This is a genomic window from Paenibacillus sp. NPDC058898 (assembly GCF_049316025.1).
In the GTDB taxonomy this organism is placed as follows: domain Bacteria; phylum Bacillota; class Bacilli; order Paenibacillales; family Paenibacillaceae; genus Paenibacillus_AQ.
On record NZ_JBMOSM010000002.1, the window covers coordinates 134,653 to 155,843 of the forward strand.

25 protein-coding genes and 1 riboswitch are annotated in these 21,191 nt (G+C 47.7%); of the genes, 3 read left to right on the plus strand and 22 right to left on the minus strand.

Translation table 11 applies throughout. The annotated features are described in order from the left end of the window. Window positions 1–77 precede the first annotated feature (77 nt). The 21 genes from ACOZB4_RS04775 to ACOZB4_RS04875 all read right to left on the minus strand — a co-directional run bounded on the left by ACOZB4_RS04775 (window position 78) and on the right by ACOZB4_RS04875 (window position 18,172). The gene (locus ACOZB4_RS04775) at window positions 78–623 is read right to left on the minus strand and encodes a BMC domain-containing protein (protein ID WP_379407086.1); all 546 of its coding nucleotides are present in this window, start codon (window positions 621–623) and stop codon (window positions 78–80) included. Continuing rightward, complete coding sequence (locus ACOZB4_RS04780) at window positions 616–891, minus strand: EutN/CcmL family microcompartment protein (protein ID WP_076325832.1); 276 nt, start codon at window positions 889–891, stop codon at window positions 616–618. The genes ACOZB4_RS04775 and ACOZB4_RS04780 overlap by 8 nt, the downstream gene beginning before the upstream one ends. A gap of 16 nt (window positions 892–907) precedes the next feature. Next, the gene (locus ACOZB4_RS04785; protein WP_339266672.1) at window positions 908–1,603 is read right to left on the minus strand and encodes an ethanolamine utilization protein; all 696 of its coding nucleotides are present in this window, start codon (window positions 1,601–1,603) and stop codon (window positions 908–910) included. Window positions 1,604–1,630: 27 nt separating this feature from the next. After that, a complete protein-coding gene (gene eutD / locus ACOZB4_RS04790) occupies window positions 1,631–2,257 on the minus strand; it encodes an ethanolamine utilization phosphate acetyltransferase EutD (RefSeq protein ID WP_379407085.1) in 627 nt (208 codons plus the stop codon). A 13-nt stretch (window positions 2,258–2,270) separates the two neighbouring features. Further along, complete coding sequence (locus tag ACOZB4_RS04795) at window positions 2,271–3,101, minus strand: cobalamin adenosyltransferase (RefSeq protein ID WP_379407084.1); 831 nt, start codon at window positions 3,099–3,101, stop codon at window positions 2,271–2,273. A 155-nt stretch (window positions 3,102–3,256) separates the two neighbouring features. Then, window positions 3,257–3,547, minus strand: coding sequence for a BMC domain-containing protein (locus ACOZB4_RS04800; protein ID WP_076325828.1), 291 nt, complete (start codon window positions 3,545–3,547; stop codon window positions 3,257–3,259). Window positions 3,548–3,638: 91 nt separating this feature from the next. After that, window positions 3,639–5,108 (minus strand): acetaldehyde dehydrogenase (acetylating), encoded by a 1,470-nt coding sequence (locus ACOZB4_RS04805; protein ID WP_379407083.1) that lies wholly within the window; start codon window positions 5,106–5,108, stop codon window positions 3,639–3,641. Window positions 5,109–5,213: 105 nt separating this feature from the next. Continuing rightward, window positions 5,214–6,017 carry a BMC domain-containing protein gene (locus ACOZB4_RS04810; protein WP_379407082.1) on the minus strand — a complete coding sequence of 268 codons (804 nt, stop codon included), beginning with the start codon at window positions 6,015–6,017 and terminating at the stop codon, window positions 5,214–5,216. Between the two features lie 11 nt (window positions 6,018–6,028). Beyond that, on the minus strand, window positions 6,029–6,682 hold the full coding sequence (gene eutL / locus ACOZB4_RS04815) for an ethanolamine utilization microcompartment protein EutL (protein ID WP_339291167.1): 654 nt from the start codon (window positions 6,680–6,682) through the stop codon (window positions 6,029–6,031). Between the two features lie 18 nt (window positions 6,683–6,700). Continuing rightward, on the minus strand, window positions 6,701–7,654 hold the full coding sequence (eutC, locus tag ACOZB4_RS04820) for an ethanolamine ammonia-lyase subunit EutC (RefSeq protein ID WP_379407081.1): 954 nt from the start codon (window positions 7,652–7,654) through the stop codon (window positions 6,701–6,703). An 18-nt stretch (window positions 7,655–7,672) separates the two neighbouring features. Further along, window positions 7,673–9,037, minus strand: a complete 1,365-nt coding sequence (locus ACOZB4_RS04825) for an ethanolamine ammonia-lyase subunit EutB (protein WP_379407080.1) — start codon at window positions 9,035–9,037, stop codon at window positions 7,673–7,675. A gap of 62 nt (window positions 9,038–9,099) precedes the next feature. Further along, window positions 9,100–10,530 carry an ethanolamine ammonia-lyase reactivating factor EutA gene (gene eutA / locus ACOZB4_RS04830; RefSeq protein WP_422759489.1) on the minus strand — a complete coding sequence of 477 codons (1,431 nt, stop codon included), beginning with the start codon at window positions 10,528–10,530 and terminating at the stop codon, window positions 9,100–9,102. A 134-nt stretch (window positions 10,531–10,664) separates the two neighbouring features. Further along, window positions 10,665–12,089 carry a sensor histidine kinase gene (locus ACOZB4_RS04835; protein ID WP_379407078.1) on the minus strand — a complete coding sequence of 475 codons (1,425 nt, stop codon included), beginning with the start codon at window positions 12,087–12,089 and terminating at the stop codon, window positions 10,665–10,667. Next, window positions 12,082–12,654 (minus strand): ANTAR domain-containing response regulator, encoded by a 573-nt coding sequence (locus ACOZB4_RS04840; RefSeq protein ID WP_076325821.1) that lies wholly within the window; start codon window positions 12,652–12,654, stop codon window positions 12,082–12,084. Before ACOZB4_RS04840 ends, ACOZB4_RS04835 begins: the two co-directional genes overlap by 8 nt. Before the next feature lie 88 nt (window positions 12,655–12,742). Further along, on the minus strand, window positions 12,743–13,174 hold the full coding sequence (locus ACOZB4_RS04845; RefSeq protein WP_076325820.1) for a EutP/PduV family microcompartment system protein: 432 nt from the start codon (window positions 13,172–13,174) through the stop codon (window positions 12,743–12,745). Window positions 13,175–13,186: 12 nt separating this feature from the next. Beyond that, window positions 13,187–13,543 carry a BMC domain-containing protein gene (locus ACOZB4_RS04850; RefSeq protein ID WP_076325819.1) on the minus strand — a complete coding sequence of 119 codons (357 nt, stop codon included), beginning with the start codon at window positions 13,541–13,543 and terminating at the stop codon, window positions 13,187–13,189. A 229-nt stretch (window positions 13,544–13,772) separates the two neighbouring features. Beyond that, on the minus strand, window positions 13,773–14,915 hold the full coding sequence (locus ACOZB4_RS04855) for a 1-propanol dehydrogenase PduQ (protein WP_076325818.1): 1,143 nt from the start codon (window positions 14,913–14,915) through the stop codon (window positions 13,773–13,775). 456 nt (window positions 14,916–15,371) lie between these two features. Further along, window positions 15,372–15,525, minus strand: a riboswitch (adenosylcobalamin (AdoCbl) riboswitch). Window positions 15,526–15,722: 197 nt separating this feature from the next. Then, on the minus strand, window positions 15,723–16,262 hold the full coding sequence (locus tag ACOZB4_RS04860; protein ID WP_379407077.1) for a DinB family protein: 540 nt from the start codon (window positions 16,260–16,262) through the stop codon (window positions 15,723–15,725). A 45-nt stretch (window positions 16,263–16,307) separates the two neighbouring features. Continuing rightward, on the minus strand, window positions 16,308–17,000 hold the full coding sequence (locus tag ACOZB4_RS04865) for a DinB family protein (RefSeq protein WP_379407076.1): 693 nt from the start codon (window positions 16,998–17,000) through the stop codon (window positions 16,308–16,310). 16 nt (window positions 17,001–17,016) lie between these two features. Further along, a complete protein-coding gene (locus tag ACOZB4_RS04870) occupies window positions 17,017–17,565 on the minus strand; it encodes an HAD-IIIA family hydrolase (RefSeq protein ID WP_379407075.1) in 549 nt (182 codons plus the stop codon). Window positions 17,566–17,665: 100 nt separating this feature from the next. Further along, a complete protein-coding gene (locus tag ACOZB4_RS04875) occupies window positions 17,666–18,172 on the minus strand; it encodes a DUF6985 domain-containing protein (RefSeq protein WP_379407074.1) in 507 nt (168 codons plus the stop codon). Window positions 18,173–18,381: 209 nt separating this feature from the next. Here ACOZB4_RS04875 and ACOZB4_RS04880 point away from each other — a divergent pair, with 209 nt between their 5' ends. The 3 genes from ACOZB4_RS04880 (at window position 18,382) to ACOZB4_RS04890 (ending at window position 20,487) form a co-directional block, all read left to right on the plus strand. Then, window positions 18,382–18,813 carry a BlaI/MecI/CopY family transcriptional regulator gene (locus ACOZB4_RS04880; protein ID WP_379407073.1) on the plus strand — a complete coding sequence of 144 codons (432 nt, stop codon included), beginning with the start codon at window positions 18,382–18,384 and terminating at the stop codon, window positions 18,811–18,813. Between the two features lie 35 nt (window positions 18,814–18,848). Then, window positions 18,849–19,610: a M56 family metallopeptidase gene (locus ACOZB4_RS04885; RefSeq protein ID WP_422759490.1), complete on the plus strand. Its 762-nt coding sequence runs from the start codon at window positions 18,849–18,851 to the stop codon at window positions 19,608–19,610. Window positions 19,611–19,710: 100 nt separating this feature from the next. Further along, on the plus strand, window positions 19,711–20,487 hold the full coding sequence (locus ACOZB4_RS04890) for a prolipoprotein diacylglyceryl transferase (protein WP_379407071.1): 777 nt from the start codon (window positions 19,711–19,713) through the stop codon (window positions 20,485–20,487). Between the two features lie 138 nt (window positions 20,488–20,625). On the opposite strand, the gene ACOZB4_RS04895 is transcribed toward ACOZB4_RS04890, so the two are convergent. Further along, on the minus strand, window positions 20,626–21,150 hold the full coding sequence (locus ACOZB4_RS04895) for a GNAT family N-acetyltransferase (RefSeq protein ID WP_379407070.1): 525 nt from the start codon (window positions 21,148–21,150) through the stop codon (window positions 20,626–20,628). Window positions 21,151–21,191: the final 41 nt, after the last annotated feature.

Sequence of the window (21,191 nt, forward strand, 5' to 3'; positions counted from 1 at the left end):
GTACATGCTCCCCCATTCTATCGCTATATGATCCAAAGCAAATGGTTTTCATTGACCATCGTGCCCTGAAAACTCCCTTACCGGAAGTGTTGTATAATTTCTTCGGACGGGGAACGAAGCACCGCATGATGAATGATCCGCTTTGGATCCATGGAGGATACAAACACCTTCATCCCCTGCTCCACATCGCTGACACTTCCTGTGAACACGGCGAGAAATTTGCCCCCAATCGCCATGCCAAGATTCATTTTTTTCACATGAATGTCGCATTGCTTCAAAGCTTCATTTAATGCAAAAATGCCGGGAGACACCGTAGCCGTCTCCACAATGCCAAGCGCATTCACAGGCGGGGAGGAAGGACGGCGTTTCAATCCATCGATGATATCGGGATGTACGCCATGCAGTTCAAAGTCGCTGATCCGGAAGTCGCCGGCTTCGACCTTGGCTGTCTCCATCGCTGCCTGTACGTCTGCGGTATCCCCGCTCATGACGATCAGAAACTTGCCCGGACAGATCGGCTTCATATGATGCACTTCAACAGGCGAAGTCTTCAGCATTTGGTCCGCTGTTTCGTAACCTTTACTAATGCTGCGCATCTCAACAACGCCTATTGCACTAATCATGTGTCACCTCGATCGAATCGACGATCCCTACGATGACCGCATCAACGGGTACGTCTCCATTGGCAAACGATGTTCGGGCCGCACTTCCGGTCGTTACCAATACCGTATCCCCTATGCCCGCCCCGGCATTATCCGCAGCGACAAAATATTCACGTGTGACGGGTTCTTTGGCATATGATAACGGTTTGACCACGAGGAAGGCCATCCCGTTCAGCTTATTATCCTTGCGGGTAGCCCACAGGCTTCCCATAACTTGTCCCATGATCATAAGTTCACCTCGCCCGTTATCTTCTACGTATCTGCATCTGCTGCATGCGTAAGTAATCCTGAGCAAGCGGCGTAATGATACTATGCCGGTCTATCACGATCTCTGTCCGGTTCTGCAGACGGTGCTTTTTCACTTCCGCTTCGGTAATGACTTTTCGGCTCAATACTTCCGCATCATGCGGTGCATAAACGGATTCGGTATGAGGCTCAACCTGAGTCATATCCTTAAGCCGCCCTTCCTCCATACAAGCCGCAAGCATTTCCGTTTCTTTGACCATCCGGATTCCGTAATCGCTCAGCTTGTCTGTAAATTCATCGTACATTTTGTACAGCAAAACTGGGGCCGTTGACTTGTATTTGCGGTAAAGCAATCCTTCCTCGAACGCAATCACCTTTCGTCCCTTCAGCAGCATCGTGAGCACGAACCGTTCACGCGGGCCTGCGCTTATGCCGTTCGCAAGGTGGGATAACAGCTGAATACATATTGTAGGAATAATCAGCACATCACAATCTCTGAGCGCCTCATCGTAATAACGCACCTCATAATATGGCTTCAGCTTATTTTCCAGTTCCGGCAGCGGTTCCACAGTCAGAAGAACCGCTTGCTTTTTGGATACATCCGGCTTCTCCGTCTGTGCCAGTTCCAGCCGTTTCATCACCTCAGCCGTTACGGTTTCGATAATCGCTGCCCGATCCAGAGCTTCTATGTTCATTTTTTCACGCTCCTAAACCTGGATGCCCTACTTCAAAATTTTCCCCTTCGTACCTTTCGTAAAACCGCATGCATTTGCTTCGTCGTAGTCAATATGCATGTAGGTCTCAAAGTTCGGGCTCACTCGAACCAGCACATCGTCAAAAATAAGCGGACGTTTGCCATACACTTTTACCTGTACGATTTCGCCGTTTTTTACGTTGTATTTCTCCGCATCCTCCGATTTCACGTGAATATGGCGTTGTGCTGCGATTAATCCTCGATCGAGCCGAACCATATTGCTGCCCGAAGCGATGACGATTCCCGGGGTTCCTTCCAACTTACCGCTTTCTTTTACCGGAGCAGATATTCCGAGCACAACCGAATCTGTGAGCGATAGCTCTACTTGCGATTCTTTGCGTTCCGGACCAAGCACGACGACATTATGCAAAGAGCCCTTGGGCCCGATCAGCGTCACGCGTTCTTTGCAAGCATATTGCCCCGGCTGGGAAAGATCCTTGGCTTTCGTCAGCTGATATCCCTTGCCGAACAAGGCATCGATTGTTTCCCGATTCAAATGCACATGCTTGCCGGATGCTTCGATTTCGAAACAGGTTTCATCCTGCACCCGCTTAACCACTTCATTAATGATGCTCTCTACCAGTTGGTTATCCACCTTAGTCACCTCATCAGTTGTACTCTCCAACACGGATGCGGAACATGATAATCCAGAACAAGGAAGACAGCCTGTTCAGTGATCGAATGATATCTTCACGTTCTACATCTCCGTGTTCCTTCTTGAAGGCTTGATAAGCCAGCAGTTCCGTCTCCCTCGTCAATGTGCGTAACGCATTTATGACAACAACCGCTTCGCCCATATCATAGCTGGGTTGAAAATGTTCCAGTCCAAAGTATTTCTTGGGAAAATGGGATTGCTCCCTGAGTTCCTTGGGGTTCAGCCCAAGCAAATGGAATTCTTCAATGCTTTCGCTAAGCACTTCGCACCGTACGATCCGCCTAACGAATTGCAAAATCTCTTCCAAATCGTTGACCAGCTTGGTCATATTCAGCTTGAAGCAGCTGATTTGCGCTTCCAATATTTTTGTTTCCAATGAGTCCAGCTTGCCGCGGAATAATATCCGTGGATGATCCTTAAAAACGAGCATATTTCCATACAAATGGGTCATATGCTCAGGCTTCGTTTCCAAAAATCCGCCGTACAGCGTTCGAAATCGCTTTTTCCCGCCGGTTGCTGGTTCAACATCCAGGTTGGTCGTCACTTGAAGCTTAACTTCCTTTTGCAGCGTCGATTCTTGCGCTGGTGCCTGTACCGGTTCCTTTACCGTATCCTTATCCGTCTCAGAAGCTGTCACATACCGCAGTTCAATCTGATGATCGGTCAAAAAACTTTTGGCTGATGGCGTCAGTATCGTTCCCGCAGCCGTTTCATAAACGGCAACATCCTTCAAATTCCGATTTCGAAAATACTTGCGCAGCTCGCTTTCCGTAATCACAGCCATGTTTTCACATCCTTCTAAGGCGAATGCGTGTTCATATTTCCTTACGCGATCGTCCGAACTGTTACAAGCCAGGATAAATCGCCATAGTCAGAAGTGGAATGCGGGCGAAGTGCCCGCATTCTGCTGTCTTCCTCTTCCGGCTTGTCAGAGTAGTTTTATTCTGCTTTTGTGGTTTTAGGCAGGATTGCGTCCACTTCGGCATGAGGCCTTGGAATCACGTGTACCGAAAGCAATTCGCCAACACGTTCTGCCGCAGCTGCGCCTGCGTCAGTAGCTGCCTTAACAGCGCCCACATCGCCGCGAACCATAACCGTTACGAGACCTGCTCCGATTTGTTCTTTGCCGATCAGCGTAACATTCGCTGCTTTCACCATTGCGTCTGCTGCCTCGATTGCTCCTACCAAACCTTTTGTTTCTACCATTCCCAATGCGTTTGCGTTTGCCATGATAAAATTCCTCCTAATAATTTGTATTTATAATGAATTTTAGGGTTACCTATAATGGGTTGCTCGTCTTGCCGATGAAATCTACGAAAACTTACATTTTTTCAAGAATACGTGCCACAATCATGTCGATAAGTTGTTCTTTGTCTTCCGGAAGGCTGCATGCGGCTTTCGGCTGCGATTCTTCCTTCCGGTCCGCCAAATCTTCCATTTCTATTAGTCCATAGGCGATTCTGCGAATGTTAAGCAGATTAAGCGGACTGATGTTGTCGGATGTGGAGCTTCCGCCAACCGCACCGCAACCAAGCGTAAGCGCTGGTGCAAGTGCTGTCGTTGCGCCGATGCCACCAAGCGTACCCGGCGTATTGACTAACAAACGGGATACCGGTTTTTTCAAAGCGAACTGGCGTACAATCTCTTCATTTTCGGAGTGAATGCACATCGTATGGCCTGCGCCTTCTCCATTCAGAATTTCGATGCAGCGTTCGCATGCAGCTTCCCAGCTATCCTCTGTGTAGAAAGCCAGAATTGGAGCCAATTTCTCTCGTGAATATGGAACATTGCGTCCCACGCGGGTTTCTTCGGCGATCAGCACGCGAGCTCTAGCAGGAATATTCAGATTCGCCAGTTTTGCGATATGATCTACGCTGCGTCCAACGATTTGCGGGTTCATGGTGCCATTGGCCCGCATAATGAATTTGCCAAGCTGATCGGCTTCCTCTGCGGAAAGGAAATAAGCTCCTTGCTTTTTGAATTCAGCCACAACCGCTTCCTTGCTGCATGCTTCGACGACGACGGATTGCTCCGAAGCGCAAATCGTGCCGTTATCGAAAGTTTTGGAGTCCATGATGCGTTTGACTGCAAGCGGAATATTCGCGCTCTTCTCGATAAAAGCAGGGCCGTTGCCTGGACCAACACCGATTGCCGGCGTACCGGATGAATAAGCGGCTTTGACCATCGCCGTTCCGCCTGTTGCTAGAATCAAAGCGACATCGTTATGCTTCATCAATTGATCTGTTCCTTGAATTGTCGGAACCGTCATGACGCCAATGGCGCCCTCCGGGCAACCTGCTTGCACAGCTGCCTCGTTAATGACCTTCACCGTTTCCAGAATACTCTTAAGCGCATTCGGATGCGGGGAAAACACGATACTGTTTCCTGCTTTAAGCGCAATGAGCGTTTTGTAGATAACCGTCGAAGTCGGGTTGGTGGATGGAATTAGACCGGCAATGACACCGACTGGGACAGCTACCTCCATCAACTTATTCTCTTTGTCATCTTTCAAGATGCCAACGGTTTTCATGTCCTTGATGGACTCGTAGACTTGCTGCGAAGCAAAAGCATTCTTGATGACCTTGTCCTGCCAGCGGCCGAAGCCAGTTTCCTCATTGGCCATCTTCGCCAGCTTCTCGCGATGGTTGTATCCGGCATCGGCAACCGCTTTGACAATCGCGTCGATTTGCTCTTGCGTCATGGCGGCGAGCTTAACTTGCGCTTCCTTGGCTTTGTTGATCAGATCACGGACTTCTTGAATGGATCTCAGGTCTTTATCCAATGTTTCCATCAATATTCCTTCTCTCTACTGCGTTTTTACATCGATAGATGTGTATTTGTTTTCTTTAGTAAAAGCGGTCGGTCTTCTTTGTATTTTCATCGATAGATGTTTCTCCTATGAGCTTGCCCTTTTTGACTTCTTGCCGGACTTGGCTGCCGATTTTTGCTTCGGTTGCTCACGGAGTTTACTGTCATTGTGCTTGCTCTTTGGCGCATCGGCCTGCTTCTTATCCGGTGTTGCTGCCGGATCATCGGCATCCTTCTGCTCAGGGACAAGCTTTACTGCGGCTTTTGTTTCTTCTGTTTCCCTGACGTCGGGTGTGGATTTCTCCTCCGCTTGAGTTTGAATTTTCTTCATCGGTGAAGGTTTCCGCTCCGGCTGGGACCCAGCAGCATTCGCTTCATTTGTCTTTAATGCCTGCGGCCAAGCCGTATCTGCCGCTTCGAGTTCTTCTGAACTTGCCCCTTCTTCCGCCAAATCTTTAGAAGCGGCAGTTTCTTTGATGGCAAGGTGTACGGCCTCATCAGCAGCGTCGTTGGTTACAGCGATTTGTTCAGCACCGTCTTCAGCTGCTTCTGTCGTTTGTTCCTGCGCCTGTTCATCCATGGTTGCGACTGCCTGAAGCGGACTTTCGTCAGAATCATCCTGTTCTTCCACCAAAACTGCCGTTTCTTCATGCATTCTAGCAATCACATGGCGGGTCAGCAGCACATCTAATTGCTTCGCCATCTCCGCTCCCGCCTCAACAGCAGCCTGCACCGCTCCGACATCTCCATCCAGCTTGACGGTCACCAGTCCACCCCCGATGATTTCCATGCCGATACAGGTAACGCTTGCCGCCTTTAATGCGGCATCCGCTGCGGCGACTGCACCTAGATACCCTCTGACTTCAACTAGCCCTAACGCGCTATATCTCATGGTCCGCTACCTTAATAACTCGTTGGGTTATCCGCAACGAATTGGACAGCGTCTGCGAAAGCGTCGCATGCTGCCTTGCAGGCCGATTGACTGCCTGTCAGCAGTGCGCCAGCGAAGTTGGTCTCGGACGGTGGGCCAAAGAAGGTTGCAATCGTAACATCGGCGGCTTTCAGTGCTGCATCGATCGCATACATCGCTTCCAGCGGCGGAGCGATCAAATAAGCGAGCGCCTCACCTTCTTGGATCCCCGCCGTCTCGGATAAATAGGAGCCTGTTCGGGATACGCAGTGGGCGAAATAGGTGATGCTGTCATCCTCATTGGCGCTAACGAAATGAGCGCCGCTTTCGATGAAATCAACGACAGCGTTCATGCCGCTGCGTACTTCCTCGGGATTTGGCCCAGCCAGAATCCCAATGACTTCACCTGCCAGCTTCGTTGAAGCATTAGCCGATCCGGCATACATGCTTCTTGCATACACAACATCCACAGCGGCTGCTTTCGTTGCTTCATCCAGTGCTGCGTAAGTTACGTCATCAATGTCAGCAGTAATGATACCCAAACTTTTATGGTGCGGCTTCAGCTCCAGCTTGTTTGCCATATCCAGGCTTACGTTGGAAATGAGCTTCATCCCGAGCACTTGTGCATGAATCGGTTCGTTTCTCATACGTGCCTCCAGCCTTTCCTATAGTTTTAAATCAATACCTGATGCTTTGCGATCAATCATGGTCTTGATCAATTCGGCAATATGCGCCCCAGCTTCTACGGCAGGAGTACCGCCGGAATGAATGTTGGAAATAACGGTACGTCTTGCTTCGGGCATGCCCACTGTTGGTTTATAAGCAATGTAGGCACTCATGGATTCTGCCGTTACAAGCCCCGGACGTTCGCCGACCAGCAGGCAAACCACATCTGCTTCCGTTACATCGCCAATGACGTCCATGGAAGGAACACGGCAATGCTTGACGAACAGGATATTGCCTGCGTCGATGCCATACATCTTAAGACCTTGCGTAATGGATGGAATGATATCCCGCAAGTTGGCTTCGATCGCTGCCGAACTTAAGCCGTCTCCAACCATGATTTGCACTTTGGCCTGCTTGGTCGTGTGCTGCTTGATGTACTCGATGGTCTCATCCGAGAATTGACGTCCCAAGTCCGGACGCGTAATATATTCATCCTTGTCCTGACACTTGGTGGCGATCGGCACAAGGTGCATCTCCTTGACGAAATCTTCGGATACATAGGAGAACACGGCATCTTGAGCAGCGGCATGGTCTGCGCGGAAACGCAGCGATGTAATTGTCTTGTACCGCGGACCTGCGCGCCAAACGCCAAGACGGGCCGGCGTTTTTGCTTTCATTCTCATGTATCCTTCGCGATCCGCCGGATCAGGCACGAGCAGCAGCTTGCGAAGGTTAATTTCCGTGATATCATCCAAGCATTCACCGTCGTCCTCTTGTGCTTCCTCAGGTACAGTTTTCTGTACAAGTCCACCTTCGTGCGGCTCCGCGTTATGCGCAATCGGTGCTGCAACTGTCGCTGTTTCAACAGGCTTAGCAACTTCTTGCTCTGCCTTGTTTCCTACCATCTCGTTCAAAATCGATTCAATCATCGATTTCAGATCTTTCTCGTTCATGTGAGCTTCCTCCTTTCCTTACTTGAGAAATACTGACGCATCCCCGGCTTTTTTGGTCAGTTTGCCGTTTTCGATAAAGCCCATTTTCTCCATCCACTGCTCGAACTCCCGAATTGGACGCAAACCGAGCAATTCACGCAGCGTTGCCGTTTCATGATATCCGGTCGTCTGGTAGTTGAGCATGACATCGTCGCCATGCGGGATACCCATGAAGAAGTTGCAGCCTGCTGTAGACAGGAGAACCGCCAGGTTTTCCAAGTCGTTCTGATCCGCCTTCATATGGTTCGTATAGCAAGCGTCGCAGCCCATCGAAATGCCTGTCAGCTTGCCCATGAAGTGATCTTCCAGGCCGGCACGGATAACCTGCTTCGCATCGTACAAATACTCGGGTCCGATGAATCCAACAACAGTATTGACAAGGAACGGGTTATACCGCTTCGCGAAACCGTAACAGCGTGCTTCCATTGTCACCTGGTCGATGCCATGATGAGCTTCGGAAGACAGTTCGGAGCCTTGCCCCGTCTCGAAATACATTACATTTGGCCCAACCACCTGGCCTTGATTCAGCACAAGCTGCTGCGCTTCCTCAATCGTGGCCGCATTGAAGCCAAACGCCTCATTCCCTTTCTGCGAACCTGCGATCGATTGAAAAATAAGTCCCGTGGGCGCGCCGCGCTTAACAGCTTCCATCTGGGTCGTAACGTGAGCGAGCACGCAGGTTTGCGTAGGAATTTCCCACTTCTGCCGAAACTCCTCGAACCGTTTCAGGACACGCGTCACGCTTTCTACGGAGTCGTCGACTGGATTGAGGCCAAGCACCGCATCCCCGATCCCGAAAGTCAGGCCTTCCATTAGGGAAGCCATGATACCGTCGGGATCATCTGTCGGGTGATTCGGCTGCAGCCGTGCCGACAACGTGCCCGGACGCCCGATCGTCGTATTGGCATGCGCCGTAACCCGAATTTTCTTGGCCCCGTAAATCAGGTCAAGGTTCGTCATGATTTTCGCAACCGCAGCGATCATTTCTGCTGTCAGTCCACGGGAGATGCGCTTGATGTCGCCTTCCGTTGTGTTCTCATTCAAAATCCACTCCCGCAACTCTTCGACGGTCCAGTTTTGAATTTCACTGTAAATGCGCTCATTTACCGCATCCTGAATGATACGTGTTACTTCGTCCTCTTCGTAAGGAACCGCCGGATTATTGCGCAGGTCCGACAATTTGATCTGGGAAAGAACTACCTTGGCGGCTACGCGTTCTTCTGCCGAAGTGGCTCCCAATCCGGCCAGAGTATCCCCCGACTTTTCTTCATTGGCTTTTGCCATGACATCCATGAGCGTCTTGAATTGATAGACTCGCCCAAACAATTTCGTTTTTAAAATCACAAAAGCTCCTCCTTCCACTTGCAGCTCGAATAGATGAAACTCGAATCGTTAATGTGCGACTCTTAGTGAAAAACAAGCGTTTTAATAACGACGGGCAGCACCTTGCCACCCGCAATCGGCTTGCCGATGTCGATATAGTCGCCATTGTCTACCTGTACGCTGTCGATGCAGATGACATCTTTCTTGTAATTCAGCAACGCGTACAATGTTTGCCCCAGCACCTTCGCCAGATCGTGATGAACAATTACGATGAGCGGATACTCCCGCTCCAGCAGTTCAGACATCCCTTTGTACAAACCTTGGGCATATTTCTGAACCTCCTGAAAGCTTGCATTTTTCTTTCCTTCAATCGCAATGGCCACCCGCTGCAAATCATTGTTCAGTTTGAACCAATCCAGCTTATCGGTGATGGCCTTTGCCAACTGCTCACTGCTTCCGGACTCGTCGACCACAGAAAGCTTCAAGATCGGTAAATTCTTGATCGGGAAACTTTCGTCCGTATAGGTAATCGTGCTTCCACTGATCTCCGTCGTATGGGATCCTGCTCCGACAACGGTAGCCCGGATGGTCTCGGCTGAACGGGCAACGGTCAGCTGCTGCGTTAGCGGAGAAGAGGCGATTGCTCTTCCAAGCAATATACCGATGTCTCCGAACTCGAATACGTCTCCTGTGGATTCATGATAAATGTAGTCTGCAACCCCTCCTGAGAAGGAAATACACGGAATCGCAAGGTCCAGCTTCAGCCCTTTGTTGGTGACGATGGTGTTATAGAAGTCTCCCGGTGGTCTGAGGCCGACGCTTTCTTCGAGCAGCCTGACCATTTCCCCGATAATCGGCTGAAGATCATCTGGAGTGACCCGCTGGCCTATAGCAAGACGGAATCCCCTTTGCTCGGCAAGCTGCTTGATTTTAGGCGCGATATACGTGATTTCATGCGAACTTTGATCAACCTTGATCAGGCGCCCCCCAATATCGAGGCAGCCCGTATCCAACAGTTCGCCATCGGCGAATAATGCCAAATTGCTTGTACCGCCGCCAATGTCGATGTTGGCGATGCAGGTGGAATGCTCTTTGGAATACGAATGTGCACCCGCGCCTTTGGCGGCAATAATGCTCTCCAGATCCGGCCCTGCGGTTGCGACTACGAAATCACCGGCAAAGCCGCTTAGCGAGAGCACGACTTCATTCGCATTCTCTTTGCGTGCCGTCTCACCCGTGATGATGACCGCTCCTGTCTGGATCTCATCCTTGCGGATGCCTGCCTTCTCGTATTGCTCCTGCACGAAGGACTGAATCTTCAACATATCGATCCGGTTATCTTCCAGCACGGGTGTAAAACAAATGTCGCTTCGATAGACCACTTCCTTGTCCGTAATAACCAAGCGAGGCACCGAAAACGAAGAAGCCATGTTTTGAATATGGAGCTTAGACAGCACCAGTTGGGTCGTAGAAGTTCCCATATCGATGCCAACGCTGAGCAATTGTTCTTCCACTTTGTTCACCCCCTGGCTTGATTTCTGATCATTCGGACTACAAAAAGGCTTAAAGTGACAACCTTCCGGATATACCGGAAGGTTTACTTTAAGCCTCATTGCTTCGAAGACTACGCCCTTGTAGTCCGATGATATTATTTTTTGAACGTAAAAGTCACTGTTGTGCCCGTATCGCTTGATACGATCGAAAGCTTACCTTTCAGCTTGTCTTTGACATAGCTGCGGACAATCGTCAGCCCCAAGCTTTTATGCGAAGTTTCCCCGACAACGAACCCGGCTCCGTCATCTGCCACGACGACCGTCACCAGCCCGCCTTCTACTTTTGTCTTGACGGAAATTCTTCCCTCCGAACAATCGCCGAACGCATGTTCATAACTGTTATGTAGCAGTTCGCTTACAATCAGCGCGACAGTTACGGTCCGATCACTGTCCAAGCAAATGTTTTGCTCTGAAGCAATCTCCACCTTGACGGCGCGGCAATCAACAAAACAGCGTTCGATATTGGATGTAATCAATCGTATAACATCCATGAGATCCACTTCGGCTTCGATCTCCGTCGACAGCAATTCATGGGTTGCGGCGATCGCGAGCACGCGACTGACACTGTCATCAAGGCATTTCTTGGCCTCAGGGCTTTTGCACTGCCGCCCCTGAATGCGCAGCAGAGACGCTACCATCTGCAAATTGTTTTTTACCCGGTGATGAATTTCGCGGATGGCAACCGATTTAGAAACGATCTCAGCTTCCTTGTTTCTAATCTCAGTTATATCATGCAGAATAACGCCTACGCATAAATCCTTTTCCTCAATGAACAAGCGTTTCACCTGATAGTAACGTCCGGCGGCTTTCACTTCCACCGTAAGCGGACAACATAGCGAGGATGAATGCTGGCTCATGACCTCGGAGAACATCGTCTGATCAAGCGACAAATTATCATAATGCAATCCTTGGATATCTTCCAAATAACCAAGCTGTCTGTAATATACGTCCGCCTGTTCATTTTTCAGCTTCAAAAACCCATATTTATCGAACACCAGAACGGCGTCTTCCAATTGATTGATAATCGAATCCTTGAACTGCAGCATAGCCCCCAGCATCGAGGACATCTCCCCATCCTCGCATGACGCTCTCTGCCTGTTGAAGTGGGCTTGTATATTGTCGCGGACATCTTTTTCATAGATCAGAACGGCAATGACGCCGCTTTGATTTTTAATAGGATATACCGTTTGCCGAACCAGATGATTCTCCTGCGTCCTGGCGACGAGCCCCTGCGACATAATGCCTGTTTCAAGCGTCCGCAGGACGCCAGGTTCATTCTCGCGCAGCGCCTTCTCCCCCGTAACCGGAAAATAATACACCGATTTGCCGTCACATGGACGACGATGATAGACCACGATGGCTTCGCTTGCCACGCTCGACAATACGTCGATGAACACATCATCCTCTACCTCGGTCATTTGAAATGACTCCGCTATTTCGCAGATCCGGACTATATCCTCTTCCGACAATCCGGTATGAAGGCTGCAAAGCTGCCTGATCCGTTCTTTGAAATCAATCATAGGAAATGACGATGGTACTAGCAATTTCAATCAGAGGACATCGCCGATCCATGCTGAGTTTTCGCAAGATTTGATAGGCTTCCTCTTCCGTGTAGCCATTTTCTCTCATTAATATGCCTTTCGCTTTCTCGACCGCTTTGCGTTCTTCCATCTTCTGCGTCAGCTTTGAGAGATCTTGTTCCAGCTTTCGGAATTCCTTGCCTCTGGCTATCGTGACTTCCACCATAGGAATGAACGACTTTTCATCAAGCGGCTTTACCAAGTAACCAAGCGCACCGACAGAAGATGCTTTTTCAATCGTCTGTTTGTCGCTGTAGGCGGTCAAAAGGATGATCCCGCCCGCCAGCTGTTCTGAAAGAATTCTTTTACTCGCCTTGAGCCCATCCAAAATGGGCATTTGAACATCCATGATGACGAGGTCAGGCAGATGCTTCTTGCATAATTCGATAGCTTCAAAGCCATCGGAAGCTTCGCCTACTACATTGTAGTTAGCCTCTTCTAGCATCTCACGAATATCCATTCTTGTAATAGGTTCGTCATCGACTATTACAATTTTTCCATTCATGCGTCATGCACCTCATTGTCTGTCGTTATTTGCTTGTCGCTTGTCTATCGATAAGCCCCGCTTGCATTTGAACTAGAATCCAAGTCGTTTACGCCCTCAAATAATCCCGAAGAGCATCCACTCCCACGTTCTCGATCGTCGAGACTTCAAAAATCCGCTCCACGCCGGCCGCCATTAAATGCGCTCTGGCCTGCGCGATTTCTTCTTGCGACTTGGCCAGTTCCACCTTCGTTACCACTCCGATAACCGGCTTGGCGAATACCGTTGCAAAAGCCGGCGGGAAATAGCTGTCTTCTTTCGTGCAATCCTGAACCAGCCCAATGACATCGGCATCTACACTGGATACTAACAGCATTTTGTATAAATACCGGTTCTCGATGCATTCGCCCGGCGTATCGATCGCCTGATCGAAATTTTCGACGGCTTGCGTTTTCTTATAGGCAATCTCCTCACCGTGCAGCCATTGGCACAGCGTGGTTTTGCCCGATCCTGTACTTCCGGCAAAAATAATTTTCTTCATCATAAGCTTCTCCTACGTTCTCGTAATGTTCGTATTTGCCGAGAAGCCCAATATATTCTGCAATCCATGCAGCACTGCGCTGATCGCAGATTCTACCGATGATACATCGCCCGTAATGACGAGTGAACCGCTGAAACGGTCGACAAAGCCGATTTGTACGCCAGCCGCCTTTGTAGCGATATCCGCTGCAATGATGGAGGCTTCGCTTGGCGTGATCGTCATAACGCCGATGGACTGATGCGCTTCGTTTCCGAGTCCCAGCTTCTTGTAAATGTCCGGGTTCGGGTTCGCGATAATGTGAGCGAGCGTAACCTGTTTGCCAGGCACATACTCCTGAATCACACGTTGTTTCTCGGCTCCTTGTTCCATACTTCTCATCTCACTCTCGTATCGAAAACACTAAAAGAGGTTGTTCAAAAAGTCCACTTTTGATAAGAAAACCTGCAAAAAAACAATAAAAGCCCCTTAAAAGTCCATGCGGAATTTTTAAGAAGCCACTTTGCTTTGATTTGTATGCAACACGCCATTGTGTTACTTTCACTATATTTGAATATTGCAAGCGATGTCAATACGAAATCCGTCAAATTTCGACTCGATCTTAGAATTGAAACATTTTGTTCAAAATTTGAAGCACGTCCTCTGCCGTAGGAACGCGTGGATTTGTTGCCGTGCATCCGTCTTTCAGCGCGCCTTCGGCGATCGACTCTCTCATCTCTCCAAACAGCGATTGATCCACACCGCATTCACGCAGCGTTTGCGGCATATTCAATTGCTTCTGCAGCAGTTTGATTGCCTGTACGAGACTACGGACGCCGCTCTTGGCATTTGGTGCGGATAACCCCAAGCTTTTGGAAATTTCGGCATACCGAACCGCCGCTCTATTGCTTTCTTCCTTGCCGTAACCCGGCTTGTAATCGGCATTAAATTCGATGACATGCGGAAGAAGAATCGCATTCATGCGTCCGTGGGCAATTTTGAATTTGGCTCCCGCCACATGCGCGATCCCATGATTCAATCCCAGCGACGCAATATTAAACGCCATCCCCGCGATGCAGGATGCATTATGCATTTTTTCACGCGCCTCAAGATCATTTCCGTCCTTATAAGCTCGCGGCAAATAAGCAAAGACCAGCTTCATCGCCTTCTCCGCCAGCGCATCGGAGATATCATTGGATTTGGTGGATACATAGGCTTCAATGGCATGCGTCAAAACATCCAGTCCGGTATCGGCCGTAATGAAGTCCGGCACGCTTTTGACGAGCTCAGGATCGAGAATCGCTTCTTGCGGCAGCATGTCATCGGATACAAGCGGATATTTGATGTTTTTTTCTTTGTCGCTGATAACGGAGAATGACGTAACTTCAGAACCCGTCCCGCTTGTCGTCGGGATTGCAATGAACGGGATATCTCGCTGGTCAAGCAGCTTTTTCGTAAACAGCTTCATCGCTTTAGCGGCATCAATGGCAGAACCGCCGCCAATGGCAATGATTAGATCGGTGTTGAACGCACAGAGCGCCTCGACACCTTCCGTGACGACTTCAATCGGCGGATCAGGCACGATATTGCTGAAAACATATTGCTCGTTACTGCTGTGCAGGCGATCAAACACCATGTTAATCATGCCCGACTTTACCATAAATGGATCTGTGACGATGAACATACGTTTGTTTTGCCACTCTGTTAGACGATCCATCGCGCCTTGACCCATATAGAGGTCGGCTTTAATCGAAAGTTTATCCATGTAAAGCACCTCCAAGAAGTAATTGCAACAAAAAAAGAGGCCATTCAAAGGGAAATCCCCTTCAAAAGCCTCTTTGCTTGTTATCATGTATGCACGCCATTGTGCAGCTTCTTATCATTTAGTTTTGCATATATACTGTACACCGTCATTCCGATCTTCGTCAACCGCTTCCGGAACTTGTCCTTAGATCAGACACATTAACTGCACGAATTTAAGTGCCTGTTCAAAAAGGTCGGTCATCAAAAGCGGACTTTGGGAACAGCCTCTATCAATAAAAAAAAGGGATATGCACCCCATAGTGCACGTGCTTCTTCGTCCTTGGAGAATCTCCCCGTTTGCGAGCTATACCTCATTGTATATATTCGGCGGCGAACACCCGGCTGTGGCCGACAACATCGTCGGCAGCCTCTGCTGCAATTAAAAAAAGCCTAGCGAGGCGGGAAACGTCACTAGACTTGTAAACCAGCCATTTTCGCCTCGAAATGACTGGTCTCTCCAAAGTTATTAGGCAAAAGACCTGACTTAAGACCGATCATTCGGTCTATCACAGTGGCGGGACCGTGTTGGATTTGCACCAAACTTCCATTACCTATAACTTTTTCTATTGTACATGACGCGAATAGTTGCCCATTCGACATCATTATAGCACAAACGACGCGTTTGGCGATATAAACCTTAAAAAAATGATTGACCGAATGAAACTCAAATAAAATAAAATGCCTCGGGCAGACCAAGGGACGAACGCTGCAGCGTAGATACGGTGAATTGTCTCAGAAAGATAAACAAGGAAATGGTTTTCCCATTCTTTTATTCATGATCCATGTCTCTCTTTTGCTCAGAGTACCACTTTCTAAGCTGATTAATATGGGCTTGATGATAACGGTTATGGTCGGCCATATGCCATAATCCCCACCGGATGGTGGCTTGCTTTTCATTTTCGTGACCAAAGGTGACAATGCTATCCAGATCAGCATCCGTTAATTGCGTGCATGTTTCCTTCAACATATTTAATACAACTTCATATTTAGATATAAGCATGTCCAAAGGCATCCCTTTGACCATTGGCAGCCTGTTATGTCCATCGATCATGGGGCCGTATTCATCTATGAATGACTGGGGAAGCGCCTCCCCTTTAATCCTATAAATCCAGTTCAGGTCGACGTACATGATATGTTTCATTAACTGAGCGGCACTATTGAAATTGTCACAAGGTCCCTTGAAGTCTATTTCCTCTTGGGCCATGCCCTCTGATATGGACTTTAGCCGTTGGCTGTTCTCTCTGACAGCGCTATATAACATTCCCACGATCGTTGACATACTCTCTTCGCCTGGCAAATCGTACAACATCCTAGCACAACCTCCCTTGTAAATACAAATAGCATCCCAGCCTCACTATTTGGACTTTTGAATTCTTTGTTTCAGCCGTATCGATTTATTCAAGTGCAGAAAAATATGCCTTGTCGCCGGCATGAGCACTAATCCCGCAATCGTTTTGTTTCCCCAGTATTCAAGCAACCACGATGCTTCTTCCTTAACCGCATGCTGTACTTTAAGTTCATGAATTCTTGCCGCTTCAACTTTTTGCTTAAAGTCGCCTGGCAATAAACGGGATATGACTTCACGAGTGTTTCGCCCAACTTCAATCCGATAAGCTAATAAAGAACCAATATCAAGAGCCGCACTCAAATTAGCGATTTCTGCTTCCGTCATTTCATTTCCAGAATGAACATCATCAATGTGAAGTTTCTTGTTCCATTGACCTGAATGCAATACTTGGACATCGTTATTTACGAGCACGCTCATCGTCATGTCTTCAATACGCGTGATATGCCACATATGCCATATTATGGAGTTTTTTGTATCAGGAGCCGTAACTGGATATTGACGATATGTTTCCTCTTGTAGATCTTTAACTAACTCATCCTCAAGGGTCGCAATGGGTGAATGGCTCATTCTTGATGAATGTAACAAGCGATGCTGCTGCAAGAATAGGTCAACCGCACGCTGATGCTTGGCCGGATCCAGAATTATCCGGGTTAGCTTTTTGTGATTTTCATTCCACCGTTTTCTTTCACTCAAATCCATGGAGAACCATCCTTTTCTAGCCGCCCCCTAATATCCATGTAACGGCTTCATTAAAGTCTGTCGCGATAAAATCAGGATACGCTTCTTTCCATTTGCCGAAATACTCGTTGTTATTATATTTTTCTAGTTCCTTGGGGCCAGCTCCCGTCTTCACTAGCACTTTCTTGCAACCGGCTTCTTTGGCAGCAACCATATCCGTCCATCTATCCCCTATGACAAAGCACTCCCCTAAGTCCAAATTATTTTCTTCCGCGGCTTTCATCAGCATCCCTGCGGATGGCTTTCTACACGGACAACCCGCTCCATGCTCATGAGCACAAAGATAGATCTTATCAAAACCAAAGGCTAATAATTCCGATTCGAATTCGTCCTGTGTTACTTCGCCACGAGCAATTCCAGGTTGATTCGTAAATGAACAAACAAGCATGCCTGCGGCTCTGAGTGAACGAATCGAATCCTGTACTTGTGGAAATAGCTCAAATTCACTGGGCAAAACAACCCGATCGGTTCCTCCAAGTGTTCCGTCCCTGTCAATGAAAACAGCTTGTCTTGAGAGCTCTAGCAATTAGTTATGCTCCTTTCCTTATTCATTTTTTTGCGTTGGATAGTACCAGGATGTCCCGGACGATTTAAACATCACTGATTGCCCGATTCATATCGCTTTCTCACTCAATTTCGTCGGTTTCGCTCCAAATAGCATATGCGCCGTAGCCTAAATACTCGCGCACCTCAAGAACCTTACTGCCCCGTATCAGAATTTCCATACCATTTTCGGAGTCCCACGCTGTACCTCCACCCAAGATTGCTCCGAATGTATTATCGTTTCGATCATAAGGATTTCGATAAAGGTCAACTTCCCCTACGGACATAAACTTCAAAATATCCTCTCCATACACTCCCTCTAAGCCGGGAGAATAATCAGCCGTATCGCTAGCCATTTTGAGATTTTTCCACGCGCATACTTTCTTGCATATTTCGTTTATGGTTTCATCCGGCAGCTGATTCAACAGATCTTGTATGTAAATTTCCGCTTCTTCCACACTCATGTCTTCCGTGCTAAAACGATATTCAACTTCACATTCGAACAACGCAAGATACCCAAACCCAGACATGCCGGTTTCCTCTGAAGGATCTTCTATTCCTACGTGTTTTAACTCAAATCTTTCGCTCACGCTATCTTCCTCCCGAATAATCCGTTTATTCTTGATTTATAATTCAATTGCTATATTCTTCATTCTCGACTGCACGGCAAAAAACCTTTTGCCACTGACGCTTCGCATGTACCGGGACACTCCATGGTCCCCCAGGCTAGGCACTGGCTGAAGGAAGTTGACTTTTATCCACAACCATACTACGATATGTAGTATGAGGTGGAATAGGAATGAAGATTAAAAAAATGAATATCGATGGTGAAGGCCTGAATCGATTTTTTGGACCACTGGAGTCTCGAATTATGGATATTCTCTGGTCTTCGGAAGCGCTTAGTATCAAGGAAGTCCAGTCGATCCTGAATCAGGAGAGTCCGATCTCGATCAATACGGTGATGACCGTCATGAATCGTCTTCTGGATAAAGGCCTGCTGACAAAGACGATGACGGGAACCGGCCGGACACGGGCAGCCAAGTTCGGTCCGCTGCAGTCAAGGGAGCAATTTCTCACCGAACAGACAAAGGAAGTGTCGCAGGGACTCATTCAAGAGTATGGGAGCTTGGTCGTGAACCATATGATCGATGCGCTGGATGATGTCGATCCCGAGGTGATCGCAAAGCTGGAGCGTAAATTAAACGATATCAGACACGGGAAAAAGCAATGAATCCCACCACACGGCTAAGATGTACCTATGCACTGATGATCGTATTCGTTTCTGTTGTCATCGTACATATGGGAATGTTCATTACCTACCAGGTCCGAAGCGGAATATTTCAAGGTTCCGTTCTGAATTACGCCTTAATCGACATTGTCATTGTATATACAATTGTTCAGCTCATTTGGCGAAGTACCCGGCAATTGGTTTTATCGCATAAATGGTTAAAGCACTTCCGTGCCAACAGGCACGATAAATTAACCATGCGCCTGAATTACAAGTACCGCGGCTGGGGAACGGAAATCATCGTTGTACAGGACAATGCCTTTGTAGCTCTGACAATTGGTCTTCTGCGACCGAAAATTGTCGTGTCCACTACGGTTTTAGAGATGTTTAATGACAAGGAAGTAAAGGCAATTTTACTGCATGAACGATATCACTGTCGCAATCATGATGGTTTAAAATCGTTCTTTTCGACCCTGCTGGCAGACGCCTTTGGTTATTTACCAATCGTTAAACCGATTCTTCGGTACTATCAGACGTGGCAAGAGCTGTTTGCTGACCGATTCGCCATCCGGAAGATGGGCACGGAGCTGTATTTAGGCAGTGTCTTATTAAAATTAGCCCAACTTGGTAAGCTTCGGCGTTATGAGGCTGCCGTTCATTTCACGGATACGACATTGCAATACCGGGTCATGCAGGTTCTTGAGCCTGACAGAGGGGTGAATGTTCCGCTAGCCCTGCTGAAGCCTTTTCTGAGATCCTGCTCCATTTTGCTACTCTTTATGTTGACCGGGGATTCGTAATCCCTTTTTTTGAACTATTATACTACATCATGTAGTTTGATCACGCCGAGCATAAAACAGAATATTTTTATCCGGGAATCTATGAGGGGGGTATGAACATATGCACAATGAACTCATTCGTATCGGACCTGTGACCATTTATGGATATGGATTGATGATCGCAATCGGAATCCTTATCGCTTACAAGATCGTTGTTAATAGAACCGCATCTAGGCAACTGGAACTTTCTCATGTTTCCTCTCTGACTTTCTGGAGCTTATTAGGCGGATTGGTCGGGGCTAAGCTTTTGTTTTGGATAACCCAAATAAATAATATCATCCATGATCCTTCATTGGTTCTGAATTTTTCGGAAGGATTTGTTGTATACGGTGGAATTATCGGGGGAATTGGGGTTGGTTATGTCTATTGTAAGAAGAAAAGGATAAACTTTCTAAAATACCTTGACCTTTTTGTACCCTCCCTTGCATTAGCGCAAGGCTTTGGAAGAATTGGCTGCCTTCTGGCCGGCTGCTGTTATGGTGAAGAAACGGATGGTTGGTTTGGAATTACGTTTCACGAATCCGAGCTTGCCCCGAATGATGTCAAACTCATTCCTACACAAATATTAGAGAGCTTACTCAGCTTTTCCATTTTTTTTATATTAATCTACATTGCAAGAAGAAAAAGACCTAACGGCCTAATAGCAGGTCTATATCTCATTTTTTATAGTTCAGGGAGATTTATTATCGAATTTTTCAGAGGCGATATCATCCGAGGACAGTTCGGTGCCCTCGCTACTTCGCAGTGGATCGCACTAGCTGTTATTTTGGTCACTTGCATCGCATTCTTGACTAAGGCTCCCAAAAAAGATCACGATATAAGATACGGACAATCTTGAGTCCTTCACTATATCGTGTTTTCTTCCCTAGAGTAAAAGCGTTAGATACATGGCGGGGCTCAGCCTTAAACAAATGAAAAAACTGAGCCCCGATAGTATATCCTGTCTTCTTGTAGAAACTAATCTTGATAGCTAATGTCACCTATTCTCAATCCAATATCTTCTAATTACGTTTCCATCTTCCTCTATGTAATCTGTATCCGTCTTCCCACCGTTCTTGATAATGGTTCTTTCCGATCCCACATTATCGGCATCACAGACAACTAATACATCGTTTATCCCCAGTTTCTTAGCTTCAATCAAGGACAATTCCAATAGTTTAGTCGCATAGCCTTTCAATCTTTCCAACGGGCGGATTCCATAACCAATATGCCCGCCAGCATTATATAAATGTTCGGTTAATTGATGTCTAATATTAGCCGCACCTAATACTCTATGATGATGATCGACCAACCAAAAGGTTGAATCGGAGACCCAGCCTTCCTTTACACCAATACCCTTCTCTTGATTAGAGAGTTCCTTCAACATTCCCTGAAAATCACTTGGATCCTTACTTATGACCCAGGGGATCATATTCTCACCGGATTCTTTCCATTCTTGATAAAATGATAAATATTCTTCTTCAAGCTCTGGCTGAGGCTTAACTAATCTTACATGGTTCATATGTTGAACGTCCTTTCATGGCTTTTTATGTCCTTCAAACG